Source organism: Thioalkalivibrio sp. ALJ7, assembly GCF_000376865.1.
Taxonomy (GTDB): domain Bacteria; phylum Pseudomonadota; class Gammaproteobacteria; order Ectothiorhodospirales; family Ectothiorhodospiraceae; genus Thioalkalivibrio.
Window position 1 is genome coordinate 52,496 of record NZ_AQXQ01000006.1, and the last position, 13,857, is coordinate 66,352.

Annotated in this window: 12 protein-coding genes; 10 read left to right on the forward strand and 2 right to left on the reverse strand. The window is 68.9% G+C overall.

Annotation, left to right across the window (positions count from 1 at the left end; all coding sequences use genetic code 11):
• Positions 1 to 76: 76 nt before the first annotated feature.
• The 10 genes from D002_RS0101720 to hisC all read left to right on the forward strand — a co-directional run bounded on the left by D002_RS0101720 (position 77) and on the right by hisC (position 8,721).
• Complete coding sequence (locus D002_RS0101720) at positions 77 to 910, forward strand: ABC transporter ATP-binding protein (RefSeq protein WP_018140188.1); 834 nt, start codon at positions 77 to 79, stop codon at positions 908 to 910.
• The gene (mlaE, locus tag D002_RS0101725; RefSeq protein WP_018140189.1) at positions 903 to 1,685 is read left to right on the forward strand and encodes a lipid asymmetry maintenance ABC transporter permease subunit MlaE; all 783 of its coding nucleotides are present in this window, start codon (positions 903 to 905) and stop codon (positions 1,683 to 1,685) included. The genes D002_RS0101720 and mlaE overlap by 8 nt, the downstream gene beginning before the upstream one ends.
• Positions 1,686 to 1,706: 21 nt before the next feature.
• The gene (mlaD, locus tag D002_RS0101730; RefSeq protein ID WP_026181443.1) at positions 1,707 to 2,165 is read left to right on the forward strand and encodes an outer membrane lipid asymmetry maintenance protein MlaD; all 459 of its coding nucleotides are present in this window, start codon (positions 1,707 to 1,709) and stop codon (positions 2,163 to 2,165) included.
• 33 nt (positions 2,166 to 2,198) lie between these two features.
• Complete coding sequence (locus tag D002_RS0101735) at positions 2,199 to 2,870, forward strand: phospholipid-binding protein MlaC (RefSeq protein ID WP_018140191.1); 672 nt, start codon at positions 2,199 to 2,201, stop codon at positions 2,868 to 2,870.
• Positions 2,867 to 3,184, forward strand: coding sequence for a lipid asymmetry maintenance protein MlaB (locus D002_RS0101740; RefSeq protein ID WP_018140192.1), 318 nt, complete (start codon positions 2,867 to 2,869; stop codon positions 3,182 to 3,184). The genes D002_RS0101735 and D002_RS0101740 overlap by 4 nt, the downstream gene beginning before the upstream one ends.
• Positions 3,185 to 3,285: 101 nt before the next feature.
• Positions 3,286 to 4,545 carry a UDP-N-acetylglucosamine 1-carboxyvinyltransferase gene (gene murA, locus D002_RS0101745; protein ID WP_026181444.1) on the forward strand — a complete coding sequence of 420 codons (1,260 nt, stop codon included), beginning with the start codon at positions 3,286 to 3,288 and terminating at the stop codon, positions 4,543 to 4,545.
• Between the two features lie 38 nt (positions 4,546 to 4,583).
• Positions 4,584 to 5,234 (forward strand): ATP phosphoribosyltransferase, encoded by a 651-nt coding sequence (gene hisG, locus D002_RS0101750; protein WP_018140194.1) that lies wholly within the window; start codon positions 4,584 to 4,586, stop codon positions 5,232 to 5,234.
• Between the two features lie 11 nt (positions 5,235 to 5,245).
• Positions 5,246 to 6,313 carry a 3-deoxy-7-phosphoheptulonate synthase gene (locus D002_RS0101755; protein ID WP_018140195.1) on the forward strand — a complete coding sequence of 356 codons (1,068 nt, stop codon included), beginning with the start codon at positions 5,246 to 5,248 and terminating at the stop codon, positions 6,311 to 6,313.
• A gap of 15 nt (positions 6,314 to 6,328) precedes the next feature.
• The gene (gene hisD / locus D002_RS0101760) at positions 6,329 to 7,630 is read left to right on the forward strand and encodes a histidinol dehydrogenase (protein WP_018140196.1); all 1,302 of its coding nucleotides are present in this window, start codon (positions 6,329 to 6,331) and stop codon (positions 7,628 to 7,630) included.
• Complete coding sequence (hisC, locus tag D002_RS0101765) at positions 7,627 to 8,721, forward strand: histidinol-phosphate transaminase (RefSeq protein WP_026181445.1); 1,095 nt, start codon at positions 7,627 to 7,629, stop codon at positions 8,719 to 8,721. Before hisD ends, hisC begins: the two co-directional genes overlap by 4 nt.
• A 232-nt stretch (positions 8,722 to 8,953) precedes the next feature.
• Here hisC and D002_RS0101770 read toward each other — a convergent pair whose 3' ends face one another.
• Both D002_RS0101770 and D002_RS0101775 read right to left on the reverse strand, forming a co-directional pair.
• Positions 8,954 to 13,486: a DEAD/DEAH box helicase gene (locus tag D002_RS0101770; RefSeq protein ID WP_018140198.1), complete on the reverse strand. Its 4,533-nt coding sequence runs from the start codon at positions 13,484 to 13,486 to the stop codon at positions 8,954 to 8,956.
• An 18-nt stretch (positions 13,487 to 13,504) separates the two neighbouring features.
• Positions 13,505 to 13,807, reverse strand: coding sequence for a hypothetical protein (locus D002_RS0101775; protein ID WP_018138962.1), 303 nt, complete (start codon positions 13,805 to 13,807; stop codon positions 13,505 to 13,507).
• Positions 13,808 to 13,857 lie beyond the last annotated feature (50 nt).

Sequence of the window (13,857 nt, forward strand, 5' to 3'; positions counted from 1 at the left end):
GCACCCAAGGGTTTGACGGGCCTCGGGAGGGCGGCCAGACTCCACCATTCCTGGGGCCGAACCGCGAGGAGCGCGCGTGGCTGAGCCGGCAGTGGAAGACAGTCCGCACATCGTGATCGAGAACCTGCGTTTCCGGCGCGGGCGCAAAATGATCTTCGATGATCTGTCGATGCGTATCCCGCGTGGACAGGTGACTACCGTGATGGGGCCCAGTGGTAGCGGCAAGACCACATTGCTGCGTTTGATCGGTGGGCAGCTGCGCCCGGACAAAGGGCGTATCTGGGTCGATGGTCAGGAAGTCGCCAAGCTCTCGACGCGCCGCCTGTACGCCCTGCGCAAGCGCATGGGCATGCTGTTCCAGAGTGGTGCCCTGCTGACCGATCTGACGGTCTTTGAGAATGTCGCCTTCCCGCTGCGCGAACACACCGATCTGCCGGAAGACGTGTTGCACACCTTGGTGCTGTTGAAACTGGAGGCAGTGGGGCTGCGTGCGGCGCGCGATATGGATCCGGCCACGCTGTCCGGCGGTATGGCCCGGCGTGTGGCACTGGCGCGGGCGATCGCGCTGGATCCGGACCTGATTCTTTATGACGAGCCGTTCACCGGGCTGGACCCGATCACCATGGGGCAGATCGTCAGTCTGATCCGCCGGACCAATCAGAGCCTGGGCTTGACCAGCGTGCTCGTGTCGCACGACGTCGCCGAGGCGATGGCGATCTCCGACCAGGTGGTGCTGATTGCCGATGGCCGAGTGGTGGATGCGGGGCCCCCGGACGAACTGGAGGCCCGCGCCTCGGACTGGAGCGCGCAATTCCTGCAGGGACGCCCGGACGGGCCGGTGCCGTTCCATTATCCGGGGGCCGCCTACCGCGAGGATCTGCTGGGCCACGAGGAGCGCCGCGATGACTGACGCGATCGCCTCCCTTGGGCGCTCCTCGATCAATGCCCTGGCGGTGTTCGGTCGGGCCTTTGTGTTCCTGCTGCGGCTACTGGCCAGTCTTGACGTGGTGGTTCGCCGGTTCGGGCTGACGATGGTGCAGATCTATTCGGTTGGTGTCCGTTCGCTGGTGATTATCGTGGTCGCCGGTTTGTTCGTCGGCATGGTCCTGGCATACCAGGCCTACATCACGCTGGTGAACTTTGGCGCGGCCGAGGCCCTGGGTGGCGTGGTGGCGCTGTCGCTGGTGCGCGAGCTGGGTCCGGTGGTGACCGCGCTGCTGTTTGCCGGACGCGCCGGGTCCGCGCTGACCGCGGAGCTGGGCCTGATGAAGACCACCGAGCAGCTCTCCGCGATGGAGATGATGGCGGTGAACCCGTATCGCCGGATCTTCGCCCCGCGTTTTGTCGCGGGGTTTGTCTCCATGCCGCTTCTGGCGGCCATCTTCAGCGCGGTGGGCGTGATGGGCGGCTACCTGGTCGGGGTCGGCCTGTTGGGCGTGGACAGTGGGGCCTATTTCTCGCAGATGCAGTCGGTGACCGACTGGAACGAGGATGTGCTCTCCGGCGTGATCAAGAGCATCGTCTTCGGTTTCGTGGTGACCTGGATCGCAGTGTTCCAGGGCTTCAACGCGCAGCCGACCTCCGAGGGCATCTCGCGCGCGACCACCCAGACCGTGGTGGTCTCTTCGCTGGCAGTGCTGGGTCTCGATTTCATCCTGACCGGACTGATGTTCGGCGCGGGCTGATCAACAACGTAGGTGGTAATGATGAAAGTACGTTTCTTCGAACTGGCGGTCGGGGTGTTCGTCCTGCTGGGCATCGGCGCGCTGTTCTACCTGGCCGTCCAGGTCAGCAACGTCACCGATTACCACGACCGTGATACCTACGAAGTGACCGGCTACTTCGACAATATCGGAGGGCTGAAGACACGGGCTCCGGTCACGGTTTCTGGCGTGCGTATCGGGCGGGTGGTGGATATTCGTTACGATCCGGAGCGTTTTCGCGCCGAGGTGGTGCTGGCGATTCGGTCGGAACACGACTACCTGCCGATGGACACCCAGGCCGCGATCCATACCGCGGGGCTGCTCGGTGAACAGTACATCGCGCTGGAGCCGGGCGGTGACTACGAGACCCTGCAGGATGGCGACGAGGTGATGTTCACCCAGTCCGCGCTGGTGCTGGAGAACCTGATCGGCCGATTCATGACCAACATGGGAAGCGATTGATCGCTTGGCCAAGACAAACCAGGAGCTTTGCAGATGAAATGGTTGCGTGAACGAATGCTGATCCTGCCGCTGGCACTGCTGGCCTTGATCCTGCTGGCGCCGGCGCACGCCCAATCGGGCAATCCGACGGAAATGATTCAGGAGTCCATTGACGAGGTCTATGAAATCCTGCGCGCCGACCGGGAGCGGGCACGGGATGATCCGGACTTCGTGATTGGTGTCATCGAGGACAAGATCCTGCCGGGCGTGGATGTCAACGGCATGGCCCGCCTGGTCCTGGCGCGTCACTGGCGCGATGCCTCCAGTGAGCAGCAAACCCGCTTCACCGAGGCCTTCACCCAGACTCTGCTGCAGGCGTATGGCGGGCAGCTGGGCGAGCACCTGGACAAGGATGTACGTGTGATCGAGCGGCGTTCGCGTCAGGACGAGCGTATGGCCGTGGTGGCCACCGAGATCGTCATGGGCTCGGGGCAGTCGAACATCCAGGTCAATTATCGTCTGCGCCCGGTGGACGGCGAATGGAAGGTCTTCGACGTCGAGGCCGAGGGCCTCAGCTTCGTCGGTAACTTCCGCACCCGCTTCAACGAAGAGATCAACCGCGATGGTCTGGAGGCGTTGATCGAACGCCTGGAAGACGGTGACGAAGCCCTGATCGAAGATGCGGTGGGTGATATCACCACTGACAACGGCGATGGAGACCAGTGAGCGACGCGCGCATCCAGGCGGACGCCAGCGGGTTGGTGCTGAGTGGTCCGCTGACGTTTGCCACGGTCCCCGACCTGGAGGCGCGAGCCCGTGAGCTGGGCGCCGCGTTGCCCGAGCATGCGCGGGTCGATCTGACGCAGTCCGCCCGCATCGATAGTGCCGGGGTGGCCTTTTTGGTGATCCTCTGGCGGCGCGCCCGGGAACAGGGCCGCACCCTGGTCTTCGAGCCGATCCCGGACGGGTTGCGCCCGCTACTCGAACTCTACGACCTCGAGGCGATCATTACGGACTCGTCCGCCCGTTCTGTCGCCTGACCCACCGCGAGATCGAGTGAACGGGCGAGCCCGGCTCGGATTCGTTATCATGGCGCGTTTCGCCGGACCAAGGTCGGTTGGGCGATGAATTCGGGCATCCCATGGACAAGTTGATCATTACCGGAGGCGGACCCCTCGAGGGTCAGGTCTGGATCTCCGGGGCCAAGAACGCCGTGTTGCCGATCCTGTCCGCCACCTTGCTGGCGGACGGGCCAATGACCATTGGCAACGTCCCGCACTTGCAGGACGTGACCACGACCATGGAGCTGCTGGGCCGCATGGGCGTGAGCTTGACGGTCAACGAGCGCATGCGCATCGAGGTCGATCCGACCACGCTGACCCAGTGTGTCGCCCCGTACGACCTGGTCAAGACCATGCGTGCCTCCATCCTGGTTCTGGGGCCGTTGCTGGCTCGCTTCGGCGAGGCCGAGGTCTCGTTGCCAGGCGGCTGCGCCATCGGTTCGCGCCCGGTGAACCTGCACCTGAGAGGCCTGGAGGCCCTGGGTGCCGAGATTGATGTTGACGGTGGCTATATCCATGCCCGCGCGGATCGCCTGAAGGGCGCGCGCATCGTCTTCGACCAGGTCACCGTGACCGGTACCGAGAACCTGCTGATGGCCGCGACCCTGGCCGAGGGCGAGACCCTGATCGAGAACGCCGCGCGCGAGCCGGAGGTGACCGATCTGGCAGACTGCCTGACCGCAATGGGGGCGAAGATCCAGGGCGCCGGCACCGACACCATCCGGGTGCAGGGCGTGGAACGCCTGCACGGTTGCGAATACGACGTGATGCCGGATCGTATCGAGACTGGCACCTTCCTGGTCGCCGCCGCGGTGACCCGCGGGCGCGTGCGCTGTCGCAATACCCGTCCGGAGTTGCTGGACGCGGTGCTGGCCAAGCTGGTCGAGGCCGGCGCTCGGGTCGAGACCGGCCCGGACTGGATCGAACTGGATATGGAGGGACGCCGGCCCAAGGCGGTGAATCTGCGCACCGCCCCGTTCCCGGCCTTCCCGACCGACATGCAGGCGCAGATGATGGTGCTGAATACGGTGGCCCAGGGCACCGGCTCCGTGGTGGAGACCGTGTTCGAGAACCGCTTCATGCACGCCCTCGAACTGCAGCGCATGGGCGCGCACATCACCATCGAGGGCAACACCGCGATCGTCGAGGGCGTGGAAAAGCTGGTCGGCGCGCCGGTAATGGCGACTGACCTGCGCGCTTCGGCCAGCCTGATCATCGCCGGCCTGGTGGCGGAAGGCGAGACCGAGGTGGACCGCATCTACCACATCGATCGTGGCTACGAATGCATCGAGGAAAAACTGAGCCAGATCGGCGCGACCATTCGTCGCGAGCCGGTCTGACACCGCGACTCACACGGAACCGGACGAACGCCTGACCCATGATGGATCCCAACGCCCTGACCATCGCCCTGTCCAAGGGTCGTATCCTCAAGGATACCCTGCCGCTGCTTTCCAGCGCGGGGATCGAACTGCTGGAGGACCCGGACAAGACGCGCAAGCTGATTCTCGACACCAACCGCGAGGACGTGAAGATCGTGGTGGTGCGCGCGACCGACGTGCCCACCTACGTGCAGCACGGCGCGGCGTCCATCGGCGTGGCCGGCAAAGATGTGTTGATGGAACACGGGGCGGCCGGGCTGTACGAGCCGCTGGACCTGCACATCGCCCAGTGCCGCCTGATGCTGGCGGGGCGCCCGGGCCAGCAGCCGGACCCCCAGCAGCGCCTGCGCATCGCCACCAAGTTCGTGAACATCACGCAGAACTATTTCGCCCAGCAGGGCCGTCAGGTAGAGATCATCAAGCTCTACGGCTCGATGGAACTGGCGCCGCTGGTCGGTCTGGCCGACTACATCGTGGACCTGGTCGACACCGGGAACACCCTCAAGGCCAATGGTCTGGAGCCGCTGGAGCTGATTACCCCTATTAGTTCCCGGTTGATCGTGAACCAGGCAGCCATGAAGATGCGACATAGAACCATTCAAAATCTCATCGAGGGCCTGCGGGAGGCCGTCACGCCCGCGACGACGTAACCGAGAACACCATGACCGCCGATACCGACGACCTCCGAATCCGCGAAATCCAGGAGGTGTCCGCCCCGGACACCGTCCGCGAGGAGCTGCCGATCACCGATGCGGCTGCCGATACCGTGTTCGAGGCACGCCAGGCCTGCCACCGCATCCTGCACGGCGAGGACGACCGCCTGCAGGTGATCGTCGGCCCCTGCTCGATCCACGACGTGGATGCCGCGCTGGACTATGCCGATCACCTGAAGACCCTGCGCGAGGAGCTCTCCGACGCCCTGCACATCGTGATGCGGGTGTACTTCGAGAAGCCGCGCACCACGGTCGGCTGGAAGGGCCTGATCAACGACCCGGACCTGGACGGCAGCTTCCACATCAACAAGGGCCTGCGCGTCGCGCGCGGGCTGCTGCGCGATCTGGCGGTCAAGGGCATGCCGGCGGCCACCGAGTACCTCGACCTGATCAGCCCGCAGTACATCGCGGACCTGGTCGCCTGGGGGGCCATCGGCGCACGCACCACCGAGAGCCAGGTGCACCGCGAGCTGGCCTCCGGGCTGTCCTGCCCGGTGGGCTTCAAGAACTCCACCGACGGCAGCCTGCGGGTGGCGATCGATGCCATCCGCTCCGCCTCGCGTCCGCACCACTTCCTGTCGGTGACCAAGGCCGGGCGCTCGGCGATCTTCTCCACCACCGGCAACGACGACTGCCACATCATCCTGCGCGGCGGCAAGCAGCCGAACTACGATGCCGAGAGCATCGAACAGGCCTGTAAGGAGCTGCGCATGGCCGAGCTGCCGGAGAACGTGATGGTCGACTGCAGCCACGCGAACAGCCGCAAGGATCCGCAACAGCAGGTCGAGGTCGCACGGGTGCTGGGAGAACAGATCGCCGGCGGTGACCGACGCATCATGGGCGTGATGCTGGAGAGCCACCTGACCGGCGGCCGCCAGGACATCCTGCCCGGCAAGCCGCTGAAATACGGCCAGAGCATTACCGATGCCTGCATGGGCTGGGATGACAGTGAAGCTACCCTGCGCCTGCTGGCCGATGCTGTGCGTGTGCGCCGCAAGGCCACTGTTACCGCCTGATCCGAGGATCCGAACATGCCATCCATTGCCCGTCTCGACACCCAGCAGGACGGTTTCGACCGTGCCCTGACCGATCTGTTGTCCTGGGAATCCGTAGCCGATTCCGGCGTGCGGGATGCGGTGGACGAGATCCTCGCCGCGGTGCGCGAGGAGGGCGATGCCGCGGTGCTGCGCTACACGGCCAAGTTCGATCGTCTGGACCGCAGCGCGGTCTCCGATCTCGAGATCCCGCAGGAGCGCCTGAAGGCCGCGCTGGAGTCCATTCCCGCGGGGCAGCGCAAGGCGCTGGAAACCGCTGCGGCGCGGATCCGCCGCTACGCCGAGCACCAGAAGATGCAGGACTGGGACTTCACCGACGAGGACGGCACGGTCCTCGGCCAGCGCGTGACTGCGCTGGATTCGGTGGGGCTGTATGTCCCCGGCGGCAAGGCGGCCTATCCGTCGTCCGTGCTGATGAATGCGGTGCCGGCCAAGGTCGCCGGTGTGGAACTGCTGGTGATGGTGGTCCCCGCCCCGGGTGGCGAGCTGAACGACCTGGTGCTGGCCGCCGCGGCGGTGGCAGGCGTGGATCGCGTCTATACCGTGGGCGGCGCCCAGGCCGTGGCAGCGCTTGCCTACGGCACCCAGACTATCCCGGCGGTCGACAAGATCGTTGGCCCGGGCAACATCTTTGTCGCGGCCGCCAAGCGCGAGGTGTTCGGCACGGTCGGCATCGACATGATCGCCGGGCCCTCCGAGATCCTGGTGGTCTGCGACGGCGAGACCGACCCGGACTGGATCGCGGCCGACCTGTTCTCGCAGGCCGAGCATGACGAGCAGGCCCAGTCCATCCTGCTGTCCTGGGATGCGGCCTTCCTCGATCGCGTCGCCGAGGCCATGGACCGCCTGCTGGCCGAGATGCCGCGCGCCGAGATCATCCGCACCAGCCTCGACAAGCGCGGTGCGCTGGTGAAGGTACGCGACTCCGCCGAGGCTGTTGCGGTCGCCAACCGCATCGCCCCGGAACACCTGGAGCTGTCGGTGGCCGACCCGCAGGCCATGCTGGACGCCGGCCTGCGCCACGCCGGCGCAATCTTCATGGGCCGCTATACCTCCGAGGCCCTGGGCGACTACTGCGCCGGGCCCAACCACGTGCTGCCGACCTCGCGCACCGCGCGCTTCTCCTCGCCGCTGGGGGTGTACGACTTCCAGAAGCGTTCGAGCATCATCCACTGCTCGGCCGAGGGCGCGGCGAAGCTCGGCACGACCGCCGCTGCGCTGGCGCACGGCGAGGGCCTGACCGCGCACGCGCGTTCCGCCGAACTGCGCAGTCGATGACCGCACGCTCGACACGAACCCCGGACGCCCTGATGCGCCCGGAGGTGCTGGCTCAGCCCGCCTATCAGGTGGCCGACGCAACCGGCCTGATCAAGCTGGACGCGATGGAGAACCCGCACCCCTGGCCCGGCGCGCTGGAAGACGCCTGGCTGGAGGCCCTGCGCGACCCGCAACTGAACCGCTACCCGGATGCACAGGCCCGCGATCTGGCTGAACAGGTGCGCGCCGCCCACGGTGTGCCCGAGGCCGCCGGGCTGATGTTCGGCAACGGCTCCGACGAGCTGATCCAGATCCTGGTCACGGCGATCGCCGGATCCGGCCGACCGGTGATGGCGCCGGAGCCGACCTTCGTGATGTACGGCGTACTGGCCCGGGCGCTGGGGGTGCGGTTCGTCGGCGTGCCCCTGAACGCGGACTTCACCCTGGACCTCGCGGCGATGCGCGAGGCGATGGCCGAGCACAACCCGGCCGTGGTGTTCCTTGCCTACCCCAACAACCCGACCGGGACGCTGGACGACGCCGCGACGGTGGAGGCGGTCGTCGACGCGAATCCGGGGGTTACCGTGGTCGATGAGGCCTATGCCCCGTTCGCTGCCCACAGCTTCCTCTCGCGGGTTGGCGCGGACGACGGCCTGATGGTGATGCGCACGGTCTCCAAGCTGGGGCTGGCCGGCGCGCGGCTCGGCTATCTGGCCGGCACCCCGGCCTGGATCGACGCGCTGGACCGGCTGCGCCTGCCGTACAACATCAACACCCTGACCCAGCGCTCCGTCGCCTTCGCCCTGGAGCATCGCGAGGCACTGGATGCCCAGGCGCGGGGGGTCATCGACGAACGCGATCGCCTGGGCGAGCGTCTGGCGGCCACGACGGGCGTCGAACAGGTCTTTCCCAGCCAGGCGAACTTCATCCTCTTCCGGGTGCGCGAGGGACACGGGCATGCGAGCTTCGCCGCCCTGCGCGACGCCGGCATCCTGATCAAGGACGTCGGCCGCGCGCATCCCCTGCTTGCCGACTGCCTTCGCGTCACGGTCGGGCGCCCCGACGAAAACGACGCCTTCCTGGCGGCGCTGGGGCAGGCCCTCTCCACCTGACACCTTCCTGGTCGCATCACCGTGGGCAGGGGCTTCGCCTGCGAGCAGGCTCCTACCGGCTGGGGGGGGATGCGAATGCCGCCCTGCGGCGGGATGCTGCCCAATCGGCCACACCCCCGAAGCTCTCCTTCCAGCCTTCTCACCTTCCTGTTAACCGAGACCTGAACTTCTCCGTGTCCTCTGTGCCCTCCGTGGTGAAAAGGCTTTCCTCGCCCTTGCCCCGCAGGTCGGATTAGCGGCGGCCGGCGGGTGGCTCCAGGCGCAGGCCGCGCACCTCGCCCAGTGCGCCGCCGGCGCGCAGGGCGGCGGAGAACGGGGACTGGCGCGCCGGTTCACCGTTGATGCTCTCGATGGTCACGCCGCGGCGCTTCGGCAGCCAGGCGCTGCTGGCGAGCTGACGAATTGCCTCGGTGACGAGTGCCGCGTGGGCCTCGCCGGTGTCGATGCCGGGGATGGTCTCCCAGACGAACAGTTGGCGACCGGAGGCGGCCAGGTACAGCAGCGGCTGGCCGCCGGCCAGGGCTACCAGCGCCCCGGCGACCCGGCGCAGGCGGCCCTCGGCCGCTTCCGGCGGCTGCGGCCAGGGCAGGAGCTGGCCCCAGGGGCTGGCCGGGTCGACGCTTGCCAGCCACTGCGGTTCGGGGGTGTCGTCGGCCGCGCGTTCCAGGGCGCGCAGGCGGTCCACCGCGCCAGCGCGGGCGAACTGCGCGCCAGTCAGGCCCTCCACGAAGTGGCCGCGGCGCAGCTTGCCGGTGTCCTCCATCGCGCGGTAGACGGGATACACGCGCCCGAAGCCGCCCGGCAGGCCCTCGGCGCGGGCCATCTCGCGGCTGACCACACCGTAGCGGGCCAGCAGGTTCTCGGCCTGTTCGCGGGCGCGCTCGGTCAGCGACACGCCGGGGTCGATCAGCTCGGCGACCCGTGACCAGCGCCCGCCGGCCAGACCCTGTCCCGGGCGTCGCCGGCCGCGCGCGGAGGTCCTGCGCTGGCCCAGGCTGCGCAGCGGCGCGAAGGTGTCATTGGTGATCTGCCCGGCCCAGACCAGGTCCCAGATCGCGGTTTCGATCGCGTCCTGGCGGGCATCCGGCTGTGCGCTGCGGGCCGCGCGTTCCAGCTCCAGGTAGAAGCAGGCGCCGCGCCGGTCCAGGGCCTCCAGGATCGCCTGCGCCAGCGGGTCGTCGCGGGCGGGGGTATCCGCGGCATCGGCCTCCGGTTCCAGCAGCACCATCGCCTGTTCGCGGCGCAGGAAGCGGATGCGCCCGTCGCGCTGGCCCAGCGCACCACTGCCCACCCAGACGAACTCCCCGGAGGCGGTGATGCGGTCGAGCGCATCCAGCGAGAAGTCGCGCACCCGCATCGGCAGCACATGGGCGGTCCAGGCGGACCAGGGCAGGGCGATGCCCTCCAGTTGGGTCAGCGTGTCGCGCAGGGCGCCGGCCCCGCGTCCGGGTTCGGTCAGGCCCTGCCAGGCGGGCAGGAAGCGACCGAGTGCACGGGCGTCCACTGCCGCAGCCTCGTCGCGCAGCCGCGCCAGGGTGCGGCGCTTCAGTCGCCGCAGGATGTCCAGTTCGCACCAGTCCTCGCCCGTGCCCTGCGGGCGGATCTCGCCGCGCAGCAGCACGCCGGCACGTTCCAGGCTCTCGAGCGCCGGCAGCAGTGCGCCCGGCGCGAGGCCGTAGCGAGCGCCCAGGTCCTCGTTGCGGAAAGGTCCGTGGGTACGGGCGTAGCGGCGCAGCAGCTGTTCCAGCGGGCGCTGCGGCGGTTCCAGGAAGGCGGCGGGCAGGCCGGGCGGGGGCACCACGCCGAGGGCATCGCGGTACAGCGCGGCGTCCTCGGCCGCGATCCAGCGCGACTCGCCGGCGATGCGCACCTCCACCGCGCGCAGGGACCGGGCGAGCTGTTCCAGCCACGGCCCCGGTGCCTCGGCGCAGGCGGCCGCGACCTCGTCCGGGGTCTGGTCCCCGCGCCGGCGCAGCAGGTCGTGCAGGGCGTCGGCGTCCGGCACCCGGGTCGCCTCGGTGGCGTGCGCCAGCTCGGCCTCCAGCTCGGCCAGGGCCTCGGGGTCGATCAGTTCGCGCAGCTCGGCCTGGCCCAGCAGTTCGGCCAGCATGCCGCGGTCGAGCGTGAGCGCCTGGGCCTTGCGCTCGGCCATCGGCGCGTCCTGCTCGTAGATGTAGGCCGCGACATAGGCGAACACCAGGCTGCGGGCGAACGGGGAGGCCTGCGGCGTCTCCACCTCGTGCACGCGGATGCGGCGTTCCTGCACGCCGCGCAGGATCTGGCGCAGGGCGTCCAGGTCGAACACGTCGGCCAGCACCTGGCGGTAGGTCTCCAGCACCACCGGGAAGCTCGCGTACTCGCGCACCGAGGCCAGCAGCTGCTGCGACTTCAGGCGCTGCGCCCACAGCGGGGTGCGCTGGCCGGGGCGGTTGCGTACCAGCAGCAGGGCGCGTGCCGCGTTCTCGCGAAAGGCGCTGGCGAACAGCGTGGAGTTGCCCAGCTCGCGGGTGACCGCCTCCTCCAGCTCCTCCGGGTCGGGGAACAGGCTGTCCAGCTCGGGCAGGTCCTCGCTGTCGGCCAGGCGCAGCACGATGCCATCGTCGGTGTACATCACCTGCACCTCGAAGCCGGAGCGGCTGGTCAGCGCGCCCTGCAGGGCCAGCGCCCAGGGGGCGTGCACGCGCGCGCCGAACGGGGTCAGGATGCAGACGCGCCAGTCGCCGACCTCGTCGCGGAAGCGCTCGACCACAATGCGCTGGTCGGAGGGCAGCTGCCCGGTGGCCTCGCGCTGCTCGTCGATGTAGTCGCTGAGGGTCTCCACCGCCGCCTCCGACAGTGGCGCGTGTTCCCTGAGCCAGGCCGTGCGCTCGGCCCGGCCCATGCGTGCCAGGCGCTCGGTGGCGGCGCCGATGGCCTGGCCGAGCTGGATCGGGCGGCCGGGGCCGTCGCCATGCCAGAACGGCAGCTTGCCGACCTCGCCGGGGGCGGGGGAGACCAGCACCCGGTCACGGGTGATCGCCTCCACATGCCAGGTGCTCGCACCCAGGGTCACGTTCTCGCCGGTCTTCAGCTCGAACACCATCTCCTCGTCCAGCTCGCCGATGCGCGGCCCGCCCTCGCCAACATGCACGCCGTACAGCCCACGGTCGGGGATGGTCCCGGCGTTCAGGCGCGCGGCCAGTGCCGCCCCCCGGCGCGGGGTCAGTTCGTCGCGGGCGCGGTCCCAGGCGAGCCAGGGGCGCAGGTCGGCGAAGTCGGTGCTGGGGTAATGGCCGGAGAGCATGTCCAGCGTGGCCTCGAGCAGCGCCCGCGACAGCTCGCGCCAGGGCGCGGCGCGGCGGACCAGCGCGTGCAGCTCGTCCACCGTGCGCGGGCGTTCGCAGACCATCGCGACGAGCTGCTGGGCCAGCACGTCCAGCGGGTTGTGCGGGGCATGGATCGGTTCCAGCGCGCCGGCCTGCATGCGCTCGCCGATCACCGCGCATTCGAGCAGGTCGCCGCGAAAGCGTGGCAGCAGCAGCGAGCGCGAGACCTGGCCCACCCCGTGCCCGGCACGCCCGGCGCGCTGCAGGCCACGCGCGACCGCACCGGGGGATTCGACCATGATCACCAGATCCACCGCGCCCATGTCGATGCCCAGCTCCAGCGAGCTGGTCGCGACGATGCCGCGCAGGCGCCCGGTCTTCAGCCGGCCCTCGATCTCGGCGCGGCGCTCGTGCGAGACGCTGCCGTGGTGGGCGGCGACCAGGTCCTCCACCGGTTCGGCGTCCTCCGGCTGCTGTTCGCGCCAGGCCCCGTTGATGCGCTGGACCAGTCGCTCGCACAGCCCGCGGCTGTTCACAAACACGATGGTGGAGCGGTGCTCGAGGATCGTGGCCAGCAGGCGCGGCTCCAGGCGTGCGGCGCGGTCGCCGCCAGCGGTGGGGAGCTGCCCGGTGCCCTGGCTGTACACCGCGCCGAGGATGGAGCCGGACGGGATCGGGCCGGATGGTGAAGGGCACTTTGCCTCCGGTCCTTCGATGGTCGGTTCTGCGTGCTCGGCGGGTGGCTCCTCGGGGGCGAGGATCTCCAGGTCCAGGCGCGGTGGCTCGGCGGCGTCGATCACCTCCACCTCGCGGTCGCCGCCGAGGAAGCCGCGCGCCACCTCCACCGGGTGCACGGTGGCGGAAAGCCCGATGCGCTGCGGGTCCTCGCCGCAGCGTTCGGCCAGGCGTTCCAGCGACAGGGCGAGATGCGCGCCGCGCTTGTTGCCGGCCAGCGCATGCACCTCGTCGATGATCACCGTGTGGATGGACTCGAGGTTTTCGGCGGCCTTCGAGCCCAGTAGCAGGTACAGCGACTCCGGCGTGGTCACCAGGATGTCGCCGGGTTCGCGCGCCTGGGCGCGGCGCTCGGCCTGCGGGGTGTCGCCGGTGCGGATGTGTACGGTGGGCTCGCGCGCCGGTTTGCTCAGCCGGGCGGCGGTCTGGGTAATGCCGGTCAGGGGGGCGCGCAGGTTGCGCTCGATGTCGGTGGCCAGTGCCTTCAGCGGCGAGATGTAGAGCACCGAATAGCCGGTACGCGGCTCCGGCGCGGGTTCACCCGTCAGGCGGTCGATCGCACTGAGGAACGCGGCGAGGGTCTTGCCGCTGCCGGTGGGGGCGATCAGCAGGCAGTGGCGGCCGCCCCGGATCGCGGGCCAGCCGCGCGACTGGATCGCGGTCGCCTGCCCGAAGGCCTCGCCGAACCAGGTATCGGTCGCGGGGCGAAAGGGCGTGACCGGCATCGGCTCGGGCGTAGCGGGTCAGGCGTGGCCGACGGTGGTGTCGGTGGTGGCGTGGAAGTAGTCGCTGTCGCGCGCCAGCTCGTCGATCAGCTCGTGCAGCATGGCCAGACGGCTCTCGGCATCCGCGAACGGGGCGCAGTCCTCGCACAACGGATCGCCGCAGGGCTGGCGGCTGTACAGCCAGAAGTGCACGGCACCGGCCAGCAGGCCGTCGGCGACGTCGCCGGTCTCAGTGGCCTGGCCGTCATCGGCAAGCCGGTTCGCCAGCTCGATCAGGTGCTGGGCGGCGTTGTTGTAGGTCTGGTCGGCGGTGTCGTTCATGGGATCTCGGGACAGTCTTGTTTCAGCCAGCGCCAGCCCGTTTGACCGGC